Here is a 20,217-nt window from a genome sequence, read left to right as displayed (position 1 = left end):
TTCGCTACCTTAGGACCGTTATAGTTACGGCCGCCGTTTACCGGGGCTTCGGTTCTGAGCTTCTCCGAAGATAACCCATCCCCTTAACCGTCCGGCACTGGGCAGGAGTCAGACCCTATACGTCCACTTGCGTGTTTGCAGAGCCCTGTGTTTTTAGTAAACAGTCGTTACCGCCAATTCACTGCGACCCATTTCCGCTCCAGCCGCGAGGGCTTTCACGTACATATGGGTACCCCTTATTCCGAAGTTACGGGGTTAATTTGCCGAGTTCCTTAGCCAAAGTTCTCTCACGCGCCTTAGTATTCTCAACTCACCCACGTGTGTCCGTTTCGGTACGGGCACTCGGTCGTCAACGTTTAGAAGCTTTTCTTGGAAGCATGGACTCAATCACTTTACGAGGCTAATGCCTCTCGTACTCGCTTCTCAGAGTATGAAAGGAGGTTTTGCTTGTCCTTTCCTCCTACAAGCTTGAACCGGGATATCCATCACCCGGATGACCTATCCTTCTCCGTCACTCCATCACTCAGACCGAATGGTACGGGAATATTAACCCGTTTTCCATCGACTACGCCTTTCGGCCTCGCCTTAGGTCCCGACTTACCCTGGGAGGACGAGCCTTGCCCAGGAAACCTTGGGTTTACGGCGAGGTGGATTCTCACCACCTTTATCGCTACTCATGCCTGCATTCTCACTTCCCAACAGTCCAGGCTTCCTTACGGTAACCCTTCGACCCGTTGGGAACGCTCCCCTACCGCTGCGTATAAATACGCAACCCGCGGCTTCGGCAACGAACTTAGCCCCGTTTCATTTTCGGCGCAAATCCGCATCGACCAGTGAGCTGTTACGCACTCTTTAAAGGGTGGCTGCTTCTGGGCCTACCTACTGGCTGTCTATGCCAATTCACATCCTTTACCACTTAGTTCGTATTTAGGGGCCTTAGCCGGCGGTCTGGGCTGTTTCCCTTTCGCCGATGGGACTTATCTCCCACCGACTGACTCCTGTGCTAACCTAGCGGCATTCGGAGTTTGTCTGGGTTTGGTAGATCTTTCGACCCCCTAGTCCAATCAGTGCTCTACCTCCGCTAGTCATCACACAAGGCTATACCTAAATATATTTCGGGGAGAACCAGCTATCACGAATCTTGATTAGCCTTTCACTCCGATCCACAGCTCATCCGACAGGTTTTCACCCCTGACCGGTTCGGGCCTCCACAAAGGTTTTCTCTCTGCTTCACCCTGGCCATGGATAGATCGATTCGCTTCGGGTCTATCCCCAGTGACTGGCGCCCTATTCAGACTCGCTTTCGCTACGACTACACCTGTACGGCTTAATCAGGCCACTGAAGATAACTCGCAGGCTCATTAGGCAAAAGGCACGCGGTCAGGCATTTCCATAAATGGACATAGCCCTTCCACTGGTTACAAGCAGATGGTTTCAGATTCTATTTCACTCCCCTCATTGGGGTTCTTTTCACCTTTCCCTCACGGTACTGGTTCACTATCGGTCAACGGCACGTATTTAGCCTTGGATGGTGGTCCACCCAGATTCCTCCAACATTCCACGTGTGCCGGAGTACTTGGGATCCCTCTAGGGCTTCTCGGGGTTTCGCATACAGGGCTATCACCTTCTGTGGCAAGACTTTCCAGACTGTTCTGCTACCCTTCAAAGTCCCATGCTGAGGTCCCGCAACCCCGAAGAGAAAATCTCTTCGGTTTAGGCTGTTCCCCGTTCGCTCGCCGCTACTAGGGGAATCTCGGTTGATTTCTTTTCCTGGGGGTACTGAGATGTTTCACTTCCCCCCGTTAGCCTACCATTGCTATATATTCACAATGGCATGACCAAGGTTTGCTCGGTCAGGTTTTCCCATTCGGAAATCCCCGGATCAAAGCCTGTTAAGCGACTCCCCGAGGCTTATCGCAACTTACTACGTCCTTCATCGCCGTCCGTTGCCAAGGCATCCACCTTCTGCTCTACATATCTTATCTGCGAGGCGTGAAAATCCTCGATAATACTAACAACACGATCAATTCTGTTTCTCAGCGTTATATTCAATTGTCAAAGATCAAAAAAGCATTCGAAATTCTTTTTATGTGGAGGTGAACGGGCTCGAACCGTCGACCTCCTGCTTGCAAAGCAGGCGCTCTCCCAACTGAGCTACACCCCCTATTGGTGGGCCTAGTTGGATTTGAACCAACGACCTCACCCTTATCAGGGGTGCGCTCTAACCAGCTGAGCTATAGGCCCCCTGTTGCTTTTTAAGCGCGGGAAATACTTTTTCGTAAAAAAGCAGATGGCGAGCGAAAAAAAGACAGATATCTCCGTGAAAAAGGAGGTGATCCAGCCGCAGGTTCCCCTACGGCTACCTTGTTACGACTTCACCCCAATTACCAGCCCTACCTTAGGAACTTGCCTCCCGAAGGTTAGCACGGCTACTTCGGGCAGAACCGACTTTCGTGGTGTGACGGGCGGTGTGTGCAAGGCCCGGGAACGTATTCACCGTGGCAATGCTGATCCACGATTACTAGCGATTCCAACTTCATGCAGGCGAGTTGCAGCCTGCAATCTGAACTGAGACTAGCTTTGATGGGATTGGCTCTCTCTCGCGAGTTCGCGACCCATTGTACTAGCCATTGTAGCACGTGTGTAGCCCAAGACGTAAGGGCCATGATGACTTGACGTCGTCCCCACCTTCCTCCGGCTTGTCGCTGGCAGTCTCTTCAGAGTGCCCACCCGAAGTGATGGCAACTAAAGATAGGGGTTGCGCTCGTTACCGGACTTAACCGGACACCTCACGGCACGAGCTGACGACAGCCATGCAGCACCTGTGATAACTGTTCCGGGCAAGCCCGGAACCACCACATACTTTCGTATAGGCTTAAGTTAACATGTCAAGTCTTGGTAAGGTTTTTCGCTTAGCATCGAATTAAACCACGTGCTCCACCGCTTGTGCGGGCCCCCGCCAATTCCTTTGAGTTTCAGCCTTGCGACCGTACTCCCCAGGCGGGATGCTTAATGCGTTAACTACGGCAGGGAGAAATAAATTCCCCCTACCTAGCATCCATCGTTTAGGGCGTGGACTACCCGGGTATCTAATCCGGTTTGCTACCCACGCTTTCGTCCCTGAGCGTCAGTACCAAGCCAGTTGGCCGCCTTCGCCTCTGGTGTTCCTCCCGATATCTATGCATTTCACCGCTACACCGGGAATTCCGCCAACCTCTCTTGGACTCTAGTCAGGCAGTTTTGGATGCAATTCCAAGGTTAAGCCTTGGGATTTCACAACCAACTTGCCTGACAGCCTGCGGACCCTTTACGCCCAGTAATTCCGAGCAACGCTTGCCCCCTCCGTATTACCGCGGCTGCTGGCACGGAGTTAGCCGGGGCTTCCTCTGGAGGTACCGTCAAGACACAAGTGTCCCATCGTCCCTCCTGACAGAGGTTTACAACCCGAAGGCCTTCATCCCTCACGCGGCATCGCTGGGTCAGGCTTTCGCCCATTGCCCAATATTCCCCACTGCTGCCTCCCGTAGGAGTCAGGGCCGTGTCTCAGTCCCCATGTGGCCGTTCACCCGCTAAGGCCGGCTACCCGTCTTAGGCTTGGTAAGCCTTTACCTTACCAACTACCTGATGGGACGTGGACTCATCCAAAGGCGATAAATCTTTTACCGCTGTATCCTCGGATACTGTGGTCTTATCCGGTATTAGCCCCGATTTCTCGGGGTTGTCCCAGACCCTAGGGTAGATTATCCACGTTGTACTCACCCGTTCGCCGCTTTACTCGCGACCGAAGTCACTTTCTCGCTCGACTTGCATGTGTTAGGCGTGCCGCCAGCGTTCGCTCTGAGCCAGGATCAAACTCTTCATAAGAATTTAAAAGAATTTACGGATACTGCTCTAGTTCGCCCGCTATCATCTGCTATTAAATTTTCAAAGATCAAGCTATCAAAATGGGTAGAATATAGTACTCACCCACCGGAAATTGTCAATTTAGAAAGAACACGAAAAACAAAACAAATTTCAAAGAAAAAAACTAAAGTGAGCCATCATACTAACAGAGGACTTTGCTTTGGCAAGGGTTTTTTTGCACTTTGAAGAAAAAACTGCTGGAGAGAGGCGAAAATCCACCATCTTTCCCCAGATTTCGAGAAAAAAGCCCCGATTGCCTTGCGCACGGGAGCCCTACCCTTGAATTTAAGGAATGAATACGTAGAATTTTCCCTTCAAAAAATGCCGCGGGATAAGGAGGTTCCGCAGTGACCTCCCTTGAAACATGCAGAAAGAACTTCCCAAGATAAAAATCTATAACTCCCTCTCGCAGAAAAAAGAAGATCTCGTTCCCTTTGAAGGAGACAGGATCCGGATGTATGTGTGCGGCCCTACCGTGTATGACTCAGCCCACCTGGGACACGCCCGCTCCGCCGTGTCTTTTGACGTGATACAGAGATTCCTCCGCCATGTGGGCTACGACGTGCTGTTCGCGAGAAACTACACCGACATAGACGACAAGATAATAACCCGTTCAAACCAGGAAGGTGTAAGCTGCGATGAGATATCGGAGAAATACATAAAGGAATACAGAGAGGACATGGCCTCGATAGGGGTTGAGACCCCCGACGTTGAGCCCCGGGTAACGGAACATCTAGAACAGATAACAGCGCTTATAGAGAAGATATTGGAGAAGGGATTCGCCTACCGCTCAGGCAATAACGTCTTTTTCTCCGTGAGAAAATTCCCGGACTACGGAAAGCTCTCCTGCAGGTCACTTGATCACATGCTTGAGGGCGTGAGAATAGACGTTAACGAAGAAAAGGAGGACCCTCTTGATTTCGCGCTCTGGAAAGAGTCAAAACCTGGTGAGCCGGCCTGGAAAAGCCCGTGGGGAGACGGAAGGCCCGGCTGGCACATAGAGTGCTCCGTTATGAGCATGGAGTATCTGGGAACGAATTTCGAGATACACGGAGGGGGAAAGGACCTGATTTTTCCGCACCACGAAAACGAAATAGCCCAGTCAGAGGCCGCCTCGGGCGAACCGTTTGCGAAGTACTGGCTTCATAACGGCCTTATAAGGATAAACAAGGAAAAGATGTCAAAATCTCTGGGGAACTTCTTCACTCTCTCCGAGGCAACCAAGAGATGGTCCCCCGAAGCCATAAGGCTTTTCTTCCTCTCCCACCACTACCAGAACCCCGCCGATTTCTCGGAAAAAAGCATGCACGACAGCGAGGCAGCGCTTGAGAGAATATATCTCACTTTGCTGAGAGCCGCGGAGGCACGGGAAGCCAAGGGTTCCGATCCCGCACTTGAGAGTTCGATCAGGAAATTCGAGGAGGATTTTTACTCCTCGATGAGCGACAATTTCAACACCGCCGACGTGGTGGGAAGTCTTTTTGACCTGATACGCTCAATCAACAGGTCGCTTGACTCCGTGGGGAAAACTCAAAGCGCGACTCTCGCGCTTGAAAAAATAAAAGAGATATGCGGAGTGCTCGGAGTGCTCTCAGAGGAACCGGCCGAGTACATGGAGAAAAGAAAGTCCACGGCAAACCTCTCGGACATAGACCCCTTTGAGATAGAGAAGCTGATAGAAGAGAGGAACTCGGCCAGAGAAGAAAAGAACTGGAAAAAGGCCGATGAGATCAGGGACTACCTAAGTTCAAAGGGAATCGTGCTTGAAGACCGCCCGGGCGGCACCGACTGGAAAGCGCAGAGAACCTAATCATCTTCAGGCCGGGCGAAACAGGTACGGCAATTTCGCCGGAAAATCCGGCGCATGGGGGACAGGAATGGGAAATCACAATAAGATCGACTATGTTGAGTTTCCATGCCGCGACTTCGCGCGCACGAAATCTTTTTTCGCCGAAGTGTTCGGCTGGTCCTTTACCGATTACGGCCCGGATTACATGGCATTTTCGGACGCTGGTCTCGAGGGCGGGTTCTTCAGATCGGAACTGGAAAGCACACAGGCCGCAGGCGGTGCTCTGGTGGTCTTCTACAGTGCCGACCTAGAGCAAACGCTCGCCGCTATCCGCAACGCCGGAGGCAAGATCGAAATCGAGACCTTTGAATTTCCAGGTGGTCGCCGGTTCCATTTCAGGGAACCGAGCGGAAATGAATTCGCAGTCTGGACCGACACCTGATCGTTACGATCACGCACAAGTCGTTGCGCCGACCCGGCTTTAGATATAGATCCCCATGTATTCCATGGCCCTTTTAACGTTCGCCGGGCTTTGGGTTTCCCCCCTGCAGCTGTACCAGCAGGAAGTGCACTTGGTTTTTTCGTAAAGATCCGGTCTGTAATCGCTGTAGTGGGCAGAGACGGGCATCTCGGAGCAGCGTTTCAGGTGACCGCTCGGGGTAACGTGTATCTGGTTTATGCCGGCCAGGCAGTCGGGGACGCTTCCCCTCTCGAAATAGCCCGGGATTTCCCTGAGGTAGTACTCGGTTGAGAGTATCGTGCCCTTCCACTTTTTTCGAAGCGCGATCAGCTCCTCGACAAGATCCCTCACTTTTGAGAGGGCTTCTTTTTTCACGAAGTGGTCTTCGTTGTTGGTTTTCATAACCGAGTAGGAACTAAAGGATATGGCTATGCCCCACTCTCTTGCCTTATTCGCTATCTCGACCACCTCGTCGAGGTTGTCTTCCATTATTATTGTGTTAAGCACCAGGCTTTTGTCGGGGAATCGCTCCGAGAGTTCAGGCAGGGTTTCTGACAGTTTTTCCCAGAGACCGGGAATGCCCCTGTAGGTATCGTGCTTTTCCCCCGGGAAATCCAGTGAAACGGCGATCTGATCCATGCCGGCGTCGAAAAGCTCTTCGGTTTTCTCCTCGGTAAGGAAATCTCCTTTTGTTACCATTGAAGTAAAAATGAATATGGAGCATCCCTTTATCTGCCTTACGATATCGGGAAGATCCTTTCTGATCATGGGCTCCCCGCCGGTAATGACCGTGACGAGGGGGTTTATTTTCTTTATGACGGGCGTGTAATCCGAAAGACGCTCTTCGTGTTTTGTCTGCCAGTAGTCGCAGAAATCGCAGCGGGCGTTGCAGAGTTTTGTTATCTCAAGATTAAGGAGCTTCGGCCTCCCCGTAGCCTTGATGTAGAGATATTTTAATGTGCCGTTTACGGCCTGTTTTGGGTGTATCATCGACTGCATCTTTTCCGTCTATTATAAATTATCCGCGTGATTTACCAAACTCTGACGCGAAACTGTATAATTAACGTAGAAATCAAGGGGAGGTAAAGGCATTTGTCGGTAAAAACAATAGAAGTTGAAATCTACCAGTGTGATCACGTAAGCCCTAGTGGAGAACAGTGCGAACTTTCGGGAGAAAGAAACCATATCAAGCAGTGCATAAAGTGCGGGATGGATATTTGCAGCCGCCACTACCAGTTGATCACTGTCAACCGAAGCGGCAGCACCCTTCTTTCCTACTACTTCTGCTTCGACCACGCAGAGGAATTCATCAGCTCGCACATAGAAGAACTCGGAGATACAAGACCTACTGGGGCAGGCGGTATGGGAAAATAGCAAATCCCTTCACCATCCCCAGAAAACCATGAAACTCTCAACCAAACAGATCTCAAGGGAAATAGACCGAAGGACCATTGAGGAATTCGGAGTTCCGGGCGTCGTGCTTATGGAAAACGCCGGAAGAGCCGTGGCGTCCGCCATCCTGGCCGAGTATTCCTCAGCAAAGAAAATAGCGGTTATCTGCGGCGCCGGAAACAACGCGGGGGACGGCTTCGTGATCGCCCGCCATCTTATTTCCTCGGGAAATGACGTAAGCATCCACATCGTCCAGAAGAAACAGCGCTACAAGGGGGACGCAAAAACGAACCTCGACTCCCTTCTTGAGATCGGGGGCAACGTAAGGGAGCTTGATGGAAAACTCCCCAGGGTAAAAGATACGGACGTCATAATTGACGCCATCTTCGGCACCGGACTTGACAGGGAGGTGGGAGGCTTTTACGAGAAGCTTATAAAATTCATAAACCGCCAGAGCGTCCCGTGCGTTTCCGTTGACATACCCTCCGGACTTGACGCCGACACGGGGCAGCCCATGGGAGCAGCCGTGCGAGCAGACATGACCGTCACTTTCGCCCCACCTAAGCTTGGAATGTGCATTTATCCCGGCGTTGATTACGCGGGAAAGCTCTGCGTGGCAGATATAACTATCCCCAAGCTGCTTGAGGAAGATATTCCCTTTGAACTTCTCACGTTTCGAAAATCCGCGGGGTTGATAAAAAGAAGGGCAGCAGATTCCCACAAGGGAACCTACGGTCATCTTCTTGTGCTCGCGGGTTCTCCTGGAAAAAGCGGAGCCGCGATTCTCTGCGCCGAGGCGGCGCTTCGGACGGGAAGCGGCCTTGTTACCCTGGGAATTCCAAACAGCATATCTCCCGCCGTCGAGGAAAAGACAACGGAGGTAATGTCAGTTTCGCTTAAAGACTCAAAGGACGGAACTTTTCACTCAGACGCCCACAAGGAAGCGCTCCGGGAGCTTGACGGGAAAAAAACGGCGCTTGCCCTCGGCCCCGGAATATCGACCTCGCGAAGCGCGGGGAAATTCCTCGAAAAGGTGATAACGCAATGCGAAGTGCCCGTGGTTCTTGACGCCGACGCGCTTAACATAATTTCAAAAAACCCTGAGATTCTGAGGAAGACAAAAGTTCCCGCGGTAATAACTCCGCACCCCGGCGAAATGGCAAGACTCTGCGGCACTAGTTCAAAGCAGGTGCAGGATGACCGCGTCGGGACCGCGAGCCGGTTCTCCGAAAAATACGGATGCTACGTCGTCTTAAAAGGCGCACGAACCGTCGTCTCCACTCCCGGCGGAGAGGTGTTCATAAACCCTACGGGGAACTCTGCCATGGCCACTGCCGGAACCGGAGACGTGCTTACGGGAATAATCGGGGGACTCGCGGCTCAGGGATACGACTGTCTTGAGTCCTGCCTTCTCGGCGTTTTTCTCCACGGCCACGCGGCTGACCTTCTTCTGGAGGAAACGGGCGCCGCAGGCTTTACCGCATCCGAAATATCGCGTAAAATCCCCGCTTCAATAAATTCCATCATTTCATCCACGGAAGAAAAGCACTTCACTACGGTAAGATAAGCCCAATGGAACATGGATTCCTCCTAGAAGTCGGCAAGCCTGAAGAAACCATGCTTTGCGGCGAGATAATGGGGAAACTGATCCCCCGAGGCTCGATCGTAGGGCTCACTGGAGATCTCGGCGCGGGGAAAACGGTTTTCGCCAAGGGTCTTGCCCGCGGCCTAGGAATAGAGGAGGAACCCAACAGCCCCACATTCGTCATAATGAGCTGCTATGAAGGCAGCGTGCCTCTTTTTCACTTCGACGTCTACAGGCTCTCGGGCGGTGCCGAGTTCGAGGATACGGGATATGAGGAATTCTTTTACGGAGACGGTGTCTCCGTCGTTGAATGGGCGGACAATATCCGGGATGTATTACCGGCAAACGCTGTTATAATTGATATCCAATCTCCGCCCCAAGGGGCTGAGGAATCGAGAACAATAAAGGTGACAGGTGAGGGACAATGGCTCTTGTCGTTCAAAAATACGGCGGAACAAGCGTTGCTAGCATCGAAAAGATAAGACGCGTGGCCGAGCACATAGTAGCTACGAAAAAGCAGAAAAACGACGTGATAGCGGTGGTTTCCGCCATGGCGGGCGAAACCGACAGGCTGGTCGGCCTTGCAAAGGAAATTATGGATCCCCCCGATGAAAGGGAGTTTGACGTGATAACCTCAAGCGGGGAACAGGTCTCTTCCGGCCTTCTGGCGATGACGATAAAATCGCTCGGCGAGGAGGCAATATCGTTCCAGGGACACCAGATAAGGATCACCACCGACAACATTTACTCGAAGGCGAAGATAAAATCGATTGACGACAGGAACATCCGTCTTGCTCTCGAGGGAAAAAAGGCGGTCGTTATAGCAGGATTCCAGGGAGTCGACGAGGACGGAAACCTCACAACGCTCGGGCGGGGAGGCTCAGACCTCACCGCGGTGGCGCTGGCGGCGGTGCTGGGCGCCGATGCGTGTGAACTTTACAAAGACGACGTAGACGGGGTTTACACCACGGACCCCGGGGTCTGTCCCGACGCAAGGAAGCTCAGCCGTATCTCCTATGACGAAATGCTCGAGATGGCGTCTTTGGGATCGAAAGTGCTTCAGGCCCGCGCGGTTGAATTTGCAAAAAAATTTAAAGTGCCTATACATGTTAAGTCAACTCCAAGGCCCGGGGACGAGGGAACCTGGGTTCTGGATGAGGAAAAAGTTATGGAATCCATGGAAAATGTTGTCGTATCGGGAGTCACATACGACAGGGATCAGGCGAAAATCACGGTGACGCAGGTGCCCGACCAGCCCGGCATAGCCGCTATGCTTTTCTCGTCGCTTGCGGACAAGAACATAGTGGTCGACATGATCGTTCAGAACGTGAGCACTGAGGGGTTTACCGACCTCACGTTCACGGTTCCCAAGTCGGATTTCAAGAAATCAATAGAGCTCTCGGAGAAAATGGCCCAGGAACTCGGGGGAAAGCAAGTGCTCTCAGACAACCTTATCGCCAAGATCTCCCTGGTGGGAGTCGGGATGAAAACCCATTCGGGAGTGGCGTCGCGCATGTTCGGGGCGCTTGCAAACGAGGGAATTAACATTATGATGATAAGCACTTCGGAAATAAAAATCTCATGCGTGCTTGAGGAAAAAGATGCGGAAAACGCCGTGAGAACTCTCCACGACGCTTTTAATCTTGGAAAAACCGATGAGTAAATCAAGGACCGTTGAAATATACGACGTGACCCTGCGTGATGGAACCCAGGGGGAAAACATATCCTTTTCCATACACGACAAGATCCGTATAACCAAGAGACTTGACGACCTCGGGGTGCATTACATCGAGGGAGGATGGCCGGGTTCCAACGAAAGGGACAAGGGGTACTTCGAGGAAGCCAAAAAACTGGGGCTTAAAAACGCGAGCGTCGCGGCTTTCGGAAGCACAAGACGCGCAAGGAAAACCTGCGATGAGGACTCTAGCATCCAGGCCCTTTTGCAGGCTGAAACCCCCGTTGTGACGATCGTAGGTAAAAGCTGGGATTTCCAGGTAACGGAAGCTCTCAAAATAGAGCTTGAAGAGAACCTGGAGCTCGTACACGACTCGATCGAGTACCTGAAACGCCATGTGGACAAGGTGTTTTTCGACGCCGAGCATTTCTTTGACGGATGGAAGAGAAACTCTGAGTACTCGGCGAAAGTTCTCGAGACCGCTTACGGAGCGGGGGTCGACACGGTCGTTTTATGCGACACAAACGGCGGTTCGATGCCATGGGATATCGAAGGCGCCATAAGGGAAGTCAACGGCATGTTCGATAACCCGAGCCTGGGAATACATACCCATAACGACAGCGAGGTCGGGGTCGCGAACACGCTTTACGCGGTAAGGGAAGGAGCGTCCCAGGTACAGGGAACCATGAACGGCTACGGAGAGCGGTGCGGAAACGCCAATCTCTGCGCCATAATCCCCAATATAGCGCTTAAGCTCGGGATGAAGACCCTTTCCAAGCAAAACCTTAGAAAGCTTTATTCCGTGTCGCATTTCATCCATGAACTCACCAACCTTCCCCCTCTTAAAAAGCAGGCCTTCGTCGGTGAAAGCGCCTTCGCGCACAAAGGGGGGATTCACGTAAGCGCCGTGATGAAGAATTCCGACACCTACGAGCATGTGGAACCCCAGAGCGTCGGCAACAGAAGGCGGGTGCTGGTCTCGGACCTCTCCGGCCGGGCAAACATAGCCTACAAGGCCCAGGAACTGGGAGTGGAAATAGACCCCAAGGACGAAAGAATCCTCGAGATACTGAACGAGCTTAAGGTTCTTGAGAACCAGGGTTACGAATTCGAGGGGGCGGACGCGTCTTTTGAGTTGCTCGTGAGAAAAACCTTGGGAACCTACAAGAAGCGGTTCTATCTCAAGAACACCAGGACTCTGGTCGAAAAGAGAGAAGAAGACGAAGAACCTCTCTCGGAAGCAACCGCGGAGGTTCAGGTAAACGGCATTACGGAATACACGGTGGCAAGAGGAACAGGTCCCGTAAACGCGATAGACGGAGCGCTTCGGAAATCGCTTGAGAAATTCTTCCCCGGGCTAAAGACCCTGCGGCTGCTGGATTACAGGGTAAGGGTCGTGTCGAGGTCGGGCGGAACGGATTCCGTGGTGAGGGTGCTTGTCGAGTCGGGAGACGGGGAGAAGACGTGGAGCACCGTGGGGGTTTCAGACAACATAGTGGAAGCAAGCTGGAAAGCTCTTGTCGACAGCATAGACTACAAGATTCTAAAAGACGAGCTGAGCGGCTGAGGTCATCCCTGCGCCAGTCTTGTGTTTCCCCTTCTTATAACGGCCCCGAGGTGTTTCTGGTTCCTCTCCCGGGCAAGTCTCATCTGCTTCTGTCTCTCTTCAAGTGACGAAATTCTCTCGGGAGTAAGCTCCGCGTGGCAGCGGGGACAGGATACCCCCTCCCGGAACCCCTCGGACCTCCTCTCCTCCGCAGATACCGGCTCCCTGCAGTTCCTGCACGTGCTCCATGTTCCCTTCACAAGATCGTGGCCGACTGAGGTACGGTCGTCGAACACAAAACATTCCCCTTCCCAGAGACTCTGTTCCCTAGAAACCTGCTCGAGGTATGAAAGCACTCCCCCTTCAAGCTGATACACCCGCTTAAACCCCCTCTCAAGAAGATACGAGGTCGCTTTTTCGCACCTTATCCCGCCCGTGCAGAACATCGCTATCTCCGTGTGCTCGCGGGGGTCGAGGTTCTTCTCTACGTACTCGGGAAACTCCCTGAAATGGTCAGTCTCCGGGTTTACGGCCCCCCTGAAGGTTCCGACGCGGTTTTCGTAATCGTTTCTCGTGTCTATAACAAGCACGTCGGGGCGGCTTATAAGCTCGTTCCACCGCTCAGGCGAAACGCGTTGCCCCGAGAGGCGCTGCGGCTTTATTCCGCCGACTCCCATAGGTACCAGTTCCTTTTTGAATTTAACCTTGAGGCGGTGAAAGGGGCTTTTCTCGTTGTAACTGAGCTTGTACTGCATGCCTGAGAACCTAGGGGCGTTCTCAAGATAGGCGATTAGCCGGTCTATGGATTCGGGCGGACCGGCAACCGTGGCGTTTATTCCCTCCGATGTCAGGATGAAGGTGCCGTTTATCCCGTTTTTCTCGCAAAGCAAAAGCAGAGAGTTCTTTATCTCCACAAGATCGTCAAGGTCCACGAACTTGTAGAAAGAGAGAACGGCGACTCCGCAGTTGTCCTGTCGCTCACTCATCGGCCGCACCCCCGCTCAGACTCTTCCACTTTAAGAGGTAATCCTGAAGGTGGCTCCTATGGGGACTTTCTGACTCTTTTTTTATCATGCCGCGAAGCAACCGCTGCTCCTCTGCGTACTGCTCGGAGTGAAAATGTCCAATCGAATGGGCCATCCTGAGCCAAAGCAGATAGGTCGTAAGTGCGTCGCACTCGTTATAGGCGACTATTTCGTCAAGTCGGCCCTCAAGCCACATTGGAGCGACCTGCTTTCCGTCAACGCCCCCCATTTTTCCCGGGATTCCGCTAACAACCGATATCTCGTGAAGAGACGGGGTGCCCTTCCCCCACGTGCTTACGCAGCGCATCAAATCGACGTTCCAGTCGCTTCCCCTGGCGAAGAAATCAGCGCCTTCCCACGGCCTGTTAGGCCTTTCCGTGAAAAAACCGCCCTGCAGCCCGTGCTTGATCATTCTCTGCGCCAGAATCGGTATGTCGGCCCCCGAGGTGTTGTACCCCACAAGCTGCGGGTGGTGCTTGTCGAGAATCTTGAAAAAGTCTTCTATGATTCTTCTCTCGGAACAGTCTTCGCCGGAAGTCGGAATCGACGGGATGGAGTGAAGCTTGAGTCTTGCCGCGGCTCCGTCCCTATCAGATTCCCGGAAGACCATCGAGATCGAGACTATCTTGGAGAGAACCGTCTTAAGAAACGGCATGGGCTCTTCCTCGGTCGCCCCGCCCTGCTCCCACATGAACTCGATCACCTCGCGGTCGGGCATGTCCTGCGGAAGTTCGTACGCCACCTTTCCCGACTCCGGGTCGGGAACCCACTCTATATCAAAAGCAAGAACCCGGGATTTTACGTCTCTGAACATCCGTTGTGGTCAGCTCCTTATGTAGGTGCGCATGAAAAGTATTATCGCGAAAAGGGTCGGGGCGAGCAAAAACGCCTGGGAGAGTAGTATTCCCTTAAGCCTCGTTATCTCGAATCCGTGCTCAAGGACCAGAGTGTAAGAGGCGTCCCGGGAAGGAGCGCTTAAGAATGACTCGATCAGGTAACCCGTCGGCTCGGGGTTTTCGAACTCAAGGATCTTAACTCCCTTCTTTCCCATGTAGCTATATCTTTTCTTTGAATCGGGCACCTTGAGTTCTATGTTTTCGGTGCCCGGAACTTTTTTCAGGTAAACGACTATGGAGCTCTCCTCGACGGATTCACTGCTTGTCCTTCCTTCATCGGAAACGCTCTTGTACTGGTGGTAGATTGAATAAAGCCCACTCTCTTCAAGCTGGATGGAGTGGCTTCCGGGAAAAGTATATTCGCTGAGCGTTGAGCCAAGCCCGCTGAAACTTTTCACGACGTTATAGAAAAAAAGCCCCCCTCCAAGCAGAAACAGCACTACGCAGAAAATGTAAATTCTTTTTCTTTTCCTGTCTTCCATTGATCTTATACCTGCTTAAAAATCCGCTTTGCGCGGATTTGAGATGCACGTAATTATACTGCGAAAAGTTTTGAGAACCACTATTGTTTTCTTCTTCACCCGGAATTTTTCCCGGAGACAGAGAAAATACTGTTTGACAAAGTAATAGAGTTCCGGGATAATCCCGCGGATATTAAATTTCTAGAGGTAGGTATTATAATGCAGGGAACTGTAAAATGGTTTAATAGCTCCAAAGGCTATGGATTTATAACATCCGACGAAGTGCAGGATGATGTTTTTGTTCATTACACCGCTATTGAGGGCGAGGGCTACAAGACTCTCAATGAGGGTGACGAAGTAAGCTTCGAGATCACTCAAGGTAAAAAAGGACCCACCGCAACCAACGTTGTGCCTGTCTGAGAATCCGCTTTGCGCGGATTTGATACGCACGCAGTTATACTGCGAAACGTTTTGAGAACTGCTATTGTTTTCCTCCGCACCCAGAATTTCCTCTGGGAACGGAGGAAGTGCAGTTTGACAAAGCAATATAGGTGTGGGATAATCCCGCAAATATTAATTTAGAGGTAGGTATTATAAATGCAGGGAACTGTAAAATGGTTTAATAGCTCCAAGGGCTATGGATTTATAACATCCGCCGAAGTGCAGGATGATGTTTTTGTTCATTACACCGCTATTGAGGGCGAAGGCTACAAGACTCTCAATGAGGGTGATGAAGTAAACTTTGAGATCGTTCAAGGTAAGAAAGGACCCACCGCAACCAACGTAGTAAAGACTTCCTAGGGAACTCAGAATCCGGTTGTTCCGATCCCCGGGAAAAATTCCCGTTTCTCAAACTGACGGGACAGTTGCGTTTGTGGTTTGAAAATACACAAATCATGTACTAACTTTACTGTTTGAACATTTTATAATTCCAGATTCACAAGGAAGGTATTCAAAATGGACTTGAGCAATCAGGAGATAACAAGGTACAGCAGGCACCTTATAATGCCCGAAGTCGGCATTGAGGGACAGAAGAAACTCAAAAACGCAAGGGTCCTGTGTATCGGCGCCGGAGGGCTTGGGTCTCCGCTTGCTCTCTACCTCGCGGCCGCGGGGGTCGGCACCTTGGGAATACTGGATTTCGACGTCGTGGACTTCAGCAACCTGCAAAGACAGGTGATCCACAGCGAGAAGACCGTGGGCACGCCCAAGGTGGAATCCGCGAGGGACCGCCTCCTGGAGCTTAACTCCGATACCAATATCGTTACCTATAACGAAATGCTGAATTCGGATAACGCCATGGATATCATGAAGGACTACGACGTGGTCGTTGACGGAACGGACAATTTCGCCACAAGGTATCTCACAAACGACGCCTGCGTTTTCCTAGGAATTCCGAACGTCTACGGAAGCATATTCAGGTTCGAGGGACAGGTAAGCGTGTTCGACGCGAAAAGAGGTCCCTGCTACAGGTGTCTCTATCCGGAGCCCCCTCCCCCGGGACTGGTGCCGAGCTGCGCCGAAGGAGGAGTGCTTGGAATACTGCCGGGAGTTGTGGGAACGATGCAGGCATCCGAGGTCGTGAAGCTTATAATCGGTGAGGGAGAACCTCTTATAGGGAGGCTTCTTTTCATTGATGTTCTCAATATGGAGCCGAGAATACTCAAGCTCAGAAAAGATCCCGACTGCCCCGTCTGCGGTGAGAACGCCACCGTAACCGAGCTCATAGACTATCAGGAGTTCTGCGGCATCGGCCGAGGCGAAGAGGTTGAAGAGGAAAAACCCAAGGTCGAGGAGATAACCGTTGAGGAGTTCAGCCATATTAAGGAAAACAAGTCCGATGTCGTTCTGATCGACGTAAGAGAGCCCCATGAGTACGAAATATGCAACATCGAAGGTTCAACACTGATTCCCCTTGGCGAGCTCAAGGACAGAACGGACGAACTCGACCCGCAGGATGAAATAGTCATCCACTGCCACCATGGTGGAAGAAGCATGAAGGCGGCGACTTTCCTTGCCGAGCAGGGTTTCAGCAAGGTTAAGAACCTAAAAGGCGGCATAGACGAGTGGGCCGAGAAGTACGACTCCGACATGGCCAGGTACTGAGAATCGCGGGTTTTTACCGAAAGCAGGAAAAAGCGGATGTTTTTTTCTGGGCGGAGAGGGAATCGAACCCTCACGGGCCAAAGCCCAACGGCTTTTGAGGCCGTCGCGTCTACCTATTCCGCCACCCGCCCTTTAAGATAGGGGACTATTATTCTCACTAAACCGGGATAAATCAACAGAATCACTGCGCAAGAAAGTAAAACCCTAACGCCGCTATCACTATGCAGTGATCTATGGTCCCTTCCCTTATGTATCGTTTCACTTCCTGCGAAGAAACAAGCAGGGTTTCTATGTCCTCTGTAGTGTCAAAAGACGGTTCCGAAGTCCGCTCACAGCCAGATGCAAGGAAGGTATAGCAGGAGTTTGACATAAAAGCCGGGTTCGGCCTGACGCACCCTATCTGCTCCCACTGAGTGGATGTGAAGCCCGTCTCCTCGAGCAGTTCCCTGCGCGCACATTCAACAGGACTTTCCCCAGGGTCAACCATTCCACCCGGAATCTCAAGGGTAACCTCTCCAGTGCCGTGGCGAAATTGCTTTATCAGAACTATTTCACCGACGGGCGTAACGGCGATAATGTTAACCCAGTCGGGAGCGTCCACTACGTAGAAGTCGTGGACGGCACCGTCTCTGGGAGAAACGCTGCTTTTCTTTTTCGTTGAAAAAATTTTGTAATCGTTAAGCGGAATGCTTTTTTGAAGCTTCCATTTCTTCGGCATTTCTCTAGTTTAACAAACCCGATTCTCTTGTTAAACTAGAGAAGGTTTTTCACAAACTGCGGAAAATTGTTTATGCAACTCCCGAAAAAACGACAGTTCCGTAGTGTCATTAGAACAGAAAACTGCACGGAGAGATGACCGAGTGGCCGAAGGTGCACGCCTGGAAAGCGTGTAGGGGGTTTACGCTCCCTCGTGGGTTCGAATCCCACTCTCTCCGCCATTATAAATTTCTAACTGCCTGAAAAGAAAGGATTTTCGGAGGATTGGGGAAGGGGATACCCTTTTATATCCCACAATAGAAACAGCTTGATAAAAGAATAATAAGGAGAAAAATTTATGGGATGTGAATTTTGGTCTGGCGTAATTAGTGCTGCAATAGTCGGTTTTATCACTCTTCTAGGTGTATACAAAACGCTTAAAGGACAAGAAGAACGTGATGAGAAACGCCGGAAAGATAGAAATAAAGCTGTCAAAAAAGCGTTTTACCAAGAACTCAATACACTCTGGGAAAAACTTATTAAACCAGTAGAACCTTTCTGGGTGGAGTACGAAGAAACAAGGTTTCTTGACTTCCGTTCATTTCTTTCTCCGGATTATTTGACCATCTACCGCTCAAATGCTAATCATATCGGTCATATTGATGACCCAGAACTAAGGGATAAGATAGTGAACGTGTATATCTTGTTACAAGCTCTTATAGATGGGTTTAAGGTGAACACCGAGTTTTTGTCTGAGTATAACGAAGCAGATGATAGGTACAACGAGACAATAGCTAAGCAAACAAATCCATCAGCTTATCAATCACAATCACTCAGTGTTAAGTATGGAACAGAAGCCGCGGGATTCGAAGCATTAAGGGACCACGCCCTACAGAAACTTAAAGGATACGCACCGGAACTAAAAAAACAGTACGACGATTTTGCCGATTCAATAGAAGAACTTCTTGATATGTTAGAAAAAGATATATTAAAACAAGAACTGCCTAAACCTAAGTGGTCTTGGGAACAATAGTACGTAATTTTCTAACCTTCAATTATCAGGCCGGCCATCTCTAGGGCCCTTTCCTGATTTACTCCGGCCGCCGCTAGGCTTTGAACTGCTCAAGCTCTCCCTTTAAGGTCGGAAGCTCTAAGCTCTTGCCATTCAATAGTGATCGGAAAAAGTTTTGCCGATAGCTCGGCCTCTACTATCCTTCCCAGGGGAGCTCCCGGGACGCCGTGAAAACCATCGAGAAAACGGAAGGGTCTTTCTCGGTAAGCATACGCTCAAACCAGTGAGTCTCACTATCGGGACGGATACCGAAGGCAAGCATACGCGTTCCCTTCCTTTTCCCGAGAGCGGTACGCAACGCCGGGGCAAGCCTTTCCCCGCCGATCTCCCATTGCGCGGGCTCATCGGCAAGTATCAAATTCGGGCGCAATCCGTGGGCCCTCTTCCTATCGCTCCCGTAAACCTTGAGCCGGGAACCGGTCGCTCAGTTTACCAGTTCAAAGGTATTCTGGGAATCGAGTACCCGAAAATCCCCGTGAGTACCCAAGCTCTTGCCCATCAATTCAAGGGACGTTTTCACCGCCTGCCCGTAGATCACCGCTTGCACAAAACTCGACGCGATTACCGCAGTCTCAAACCCAGGCCTATGTAGGGGAGAATCGGGAAGCAACGCGGAGAGAGCGAGAGTCGAAGCTAATCCAGTCTTGCCACCTCCACGTCCCAAAGTGAAACCCGCCCGCATGATCCCCGGCTTGAAAGTTCCCCGTAGGAATTGCTTTTGGTATTTCAGTAAGCGGTAAGGCTCCCTGTAAAGATCGCCATCGCCAACGGGCAAGGGTTCAATATGCGTGATCAGGGCCCTTGTATCCATGCTTTACAGTGTACCGGAAAAGGGCCTCTCTTAACGGAAAGGCCCCCACAACGCCCCCCCCCATTGCGGCCAAAAATCTCGCAGGGTCCCCGAGGGATCATTTCTGGAAATCATATACAATGTTATACAACTTTGATGTTGGAGGGATACAAAAATGACGCTAGGTGAGGAATGGTACTCTAAAAAAACAATAGAGACCAAAAGGGATACAAAAATGCGACTGATGCACGCCGCGAAAGCCCATAAATTCGCATCGGCTTTGTGTGCGAGTACTTGTCACTCCTATGATATTGACCTCCTCCACACTGTTTCTTTCGAATTGACTCTGGTGTCGGTGGAGCAATCTCTACGTACTCTTTCGCTTTGGTTCTTTCCTGACTTTCCCGAGGAACTTAAGCACGATTTGTACTCTGATTACAAGAAATTGCGGGATAAGGGTCCAGGCGAAGAATGGATACGTACAAATATAGCTCCAAGAATTAACGATTGCGCTGAGACCGAAAAGATAAGTCCAATTTCCTGGGAGGAATTAATAAAGTGCCTCAAAAAACACACGTCTTCATATTTGAGCGTTAAATACTTCCGAGTGAAGGGTAAAGGGGGGAAATTGTATAATAAACCCCTCTTTACCGCACGCGAAAAACTGGTTCTCTATTGCTTTGCGGCGGCATTGATTGAGCAGAATGAGAACATGATGATAAAGGAGGCTGCCGAAAGGGCGCTTTCACTGATAGAGCACGAAACGGCAGAAGATTGAAAGCTTAAAAGAAACGGTTTATGCTTGCCATGTGTTTCTCTCT

At 51.1% G+C, this 20,217-nt stretch carries 19 protein-coding genes, 4 tRNA genes and 2 rRNA genes; 13 read left to right on the top strand and 12 right to left on the bottom strand.

The window, feature by feature from the left end; genetic code table 11:
- The 4 genes from F4X55_02510 to F4X55_02495 form a co-directional block, all read right to left on the bottom strand.
- Positions 1 to 1,985, bottom strand: a 23S ribosomal RNA gene (locus F4X55_02510); the annotation flags it as partial.
- Positions 1,986 to 2,091: 106 nt separating this feature from the next.
- Positions 2,092 to 2,164, bottom strand: a tRNA-Ala gene (locus F4X55_02505).
- A 3-nt stretch (positions 2,165 to 2,167) separates the two neighbouring features.
- Positions 2,168 to 2,244: transfer RNA gene (locus tag F4X55_02500), tRNA-Ile, on the bottom strand.
- Between the two features lie 81 nt (positions 2,245 to 2,325).
- Positions 2,326 to 3,863: ribosomal RNA gene (locus F4X55_02495) — 16S ribosomal RNA — on the bottom strand.
- A gap of 404 nt (positions 3,864 to 4,267) precedes the next feature.
- Between F4X55_02495 and F4X55_02490 the strand changes: the two genes are divergently transcribed.
- Together F4X55_02490 and F4X55_02485 are read left to right on the top strand one after the other, a co-directional pair.
- Positions 4,268 to 5,713: a cysteine--tRNA ligase gene (locus F4X55_02490; GenBank protein MYC39872.1), complete on the top strand. Its 1,446-nt coding sequence runs from the start codon at positions 4,268 to 4,270 to the stop codon at positions 5,711 to 5,713.
- Positions 5,714 to 5,780: 67 nt separating this feature from the next.
- Complete coding sequence (locus F4X55_02485) at positions 5,781 to 6,134, top strand: VOC family protein (GenBank protein MYC39871.1); 354 nt, start codon at positions 5,781 to 5,783, stop codon at positions 6,132 to 6,134.
- Positions 6,135 to 6,173: 39 nt separating this feature from the next.
- Here F4X55_02485 and F4X55_02480 read toward each other — a convergent pair whose 3' ends face one another.
- Positions 6,174 to 7,151, bottom strand: coding sequence for a radical SAM protein (locus tag F4X55_02480; GenBank protein MYC39870.1), 978 nt, complete (start codon positions 7,149 to 7,151; stop codon positions 6,174 to 6,176).
- A gap of 93 nt (positions 7,152 to 7,244) precedes the next feature.
- Between F4X55_02480 and F4X55_02475 the strand changes: the two genes are divergently transcribed.
- The 5 genes from F4X55_02475 to F4X55_02455 are packed head-to-tail and all read left to right on the top strand — an operon-like array spanning position 7,245 to position 12,371.
- Positions 7,245 to 7,526, top strand: coding sequence for a hypothetical protein (locus F4X55_02475; protein MYC39869.1), 282 nt, complete (start codon positions 7,245 to 7,247; stop codon positions 7,524 to 7,526).
- 28 nt (positions 7,527 to 7,554) lie between these two features.
- Positions 7,555 to 9,111 (top strand): NAD(P)H-hydrate dehydratase, encoded by a 1,557-nt coding sequence (locus tag F4X55_02470; protein MYC39868.1) that lies wholly within the window; start codon positions 7,555 to 7,557, stop codon positions 9,109 to 9,111.
- 5 nt (positions 9,112 to 9,116) lie between these two features.
- Complete coding sequence (tsaE, locus tag F4X55_02465; protein ID MYC39867.1) at positions 9,117 to 9,611, top strand: tRNA (adenosine(37)-N6)-threonylcarbamoyltransferase complex ATPase subunit type 1 TsaE; 495 nt, start codon at positions 9,117 to 9,119, stop codon at positions 9,609 to 9,611.
- Positions 9,554 to 10,792, top strand: a complete 1,239-nt coding sequence (locus F4X55_02460; GenBank protein MYC39866.1) for an aspartate kinase — start codon at positions 9,554 to 9,556, stop codon at positions 10,790 to 10,792. The genes tsaE and F4X55_02460 overlap by 58 nt, the downstream gene beginning before the upstream one ends.
- Positions 10,785 to 12,371, top strand: coding sequence for a citramalate synthase (locus F4X55_02455; GenBank protein MYC39865.1), 1,587 nt, complete (start codon positions 10,785 to 10,787; stop codon positions 12,369 to 12,371). Before F4X55_02460 ends, F4X55_02455 begins: the two co-directional genes overlap by 8 nt.
- A gap of 2 nt (positions 12,372 to 12,373) precedes the next feature.
- Here F4X55_02455 and F4X55_02450 read toward each other — a convergent pair whose 3' ends face one another.
- The 3 genes from F4X55_02450 to F4X55_02440 are packed head-to-tail and all read right to left on the bottom strand — an operon-like array spanning position 12,374 to position 14,753.
- The gene (locus F4X55_02450; GenBank protein MYC39864.1) at positions 12,374 to 13,336 is read right to left on the bottom strand and encodes a rhodanese-related sulfurtransferase; all 963 of its coding nucleotides are present in this window, start codon (positions 13,334 to 13,336) and stop codon (positions 12,374 to 12,376) included.
- Positions 13,329 to 14,189 (bottom strand): hypothetical protein, encoded by an 861-nt coding sequence (locus F4X55_02445; GenBank protein ID MYC39863.1) that lies wholly within the window; start codon positions 14,187 to 14,189, stop codon positions 13,329 to 13,331. The genes F4X55_02450 and F4X55_02445 overlap by 8 nt, the downstream gene beginning before the upstream one ends.
- A 9-nt stretch (positions 14,190 to 14,198) precedes the next feature.
- Complete coding sequence (locus F4X55_02440; protein ID MYC39862.1) at positions 14,199 to 14,753, bottom strand: hypothetical protein; 555 nt, start codon at positions 14,751 to 14,753, stop codon at positions 14,199 to 14,201.
- Between the two features lie 198 nt (positions 14,754 to 14,951).
- On the opposite strand from F4X55_02440, the gene F4X55_02435 reads away from it, so the two are divergent.
- From F4X55_02435 to moeB, 3 genes are all read left to right on the top strand, one after another.
- The gene (locus tag F4X55_02435; GenBank protein MYC39861.1) at positions 14,952 to 15,152 is read left to right on the top strand and encodes a cold-shock protein; all 201 of its coding nucleotides are present in this window, start codon (positions 14,952 to 14,954) and stop codon (positions 15,150 to 15,152) included.
- Between the two features lie 177 nt (positions 15,153 to 15,329).
- The gene (locus tag F4X55_02430; protein ID MYC39860.1) at positions 15,330 to 15,533 is read left to right on the top strand and encodes a cold shock domain-containing protein; all 204 of its coding nucleotides are present in this window, start codon (positions 15,330 to 15,332) and stop codon (positions 15,531 to 15,533) included.
- A 156-nt stretch (positions 15,534 to 15,689) separates the two neighbouring features.
- Entirely contained in the window at positions 15,690 to 16,838 is a 1,149-nt protein-coding gene (moeB, locus tag F4X55_02425) for a molybdopterin-synthase adenylyltransferase MoeB (protein ID MYC39859.1), read from the top strand.
- 47 nt (positions 16,839 to 16,885) lie between these two features.
- Here the strand turns inward: moeB and F4X55_02420 are convergent.
- Positions 16,886 to 16,969: transfer RNA gene (locus F4X55_02420), tRNA-Leu, on the bottom strand.
- Between the two features lie 50 nt (positions 16,970 to 17,019).
- Complete coding sequence (locus tag F4X55_02415; protein ID MYC39858.1) at positions 17,020 to 17,556, bottom strand: NUDIX hydrolase; 537 nt, start codon at positions 17,554 to 17,556, stop codon at positions 17,020 to 17,022.
- 128 nt (positions 17,557 to 17,684) lie between these two features.
- Here F4X55_02415 and F4X55_02410 point away from each other — a divergent pair.
- A tRNA-Ser gene (locus F4X55_02410) sits at positions 17,685 to 17,776 on the top strand.
- A gap of 116 nt (positions 17,777 to 17,892) precedes the next feature.
- Entirely contained in the window at positions 17,893 to 18,567 is a 675-nt protein-coding gene (locus F4X55_02405; protein MYC39857.1) for a hypothetical protein, read from the top strand.
- 175 nt (positions 18,568 to 18,742) lie between these two features.
- Here the strand turns inward: F4X55_02405 and F4X55_02400 are convergent, their stop codons facing one another.
- Positions 18,743 to 18,976 (bottom strand): hypothetical protein, encoded by a 234-nt coding sequence (locus tag F4X55_02400; protein MYC39856.1) that lies wholly within the window; start codon positions 18,974 to 18,976, stop codon positions 18,743 to 18,745.
- A 54-nt stretch (positions 18,977 to 19,030) separates the two neighbouring features.
- Entirely contained in the window at positions 19,031 to 19,417 is a 387-nt protein-coding gene (locus tag F4X55_02395; GenBank protein MYC39855.1) for a hypothetical protein, read from the bottom strand.
- A gap of 154 nt (positions 19,418 to 19,571) precedes the next feature.
- Between F4X55_02395 and F4X55_02390 the strand changes: the two genes are divergently transcribed.
- Positions 19,572 to 20,174, top strand: a complete 603-nt coding sequence (locus F4X55_02390) for a hypothetical protein (protein ID MYC39854.1) — start codon at positions 19,572 to 19,574, stop codon at positions 20,172 to 20,174.
- Positions 20,175 to 20,217: the final 43 nt, after the last annotated feature.

Source organism: Candidatus Dadabacteria bacterium, from assembly GCA_009840385.1.
GTDB lineage: Bacteria > Desulfobacterota_D > UBA1144 > Nemesobacterales > Nemesobacteraceae > Nemesobacter > Nemesobacter australis.
The sequence above is the reverse complement of the archived record's forward strand: the minus strand, read 5'-3'. Positions and strand labels throughout refer to the sequence as shown.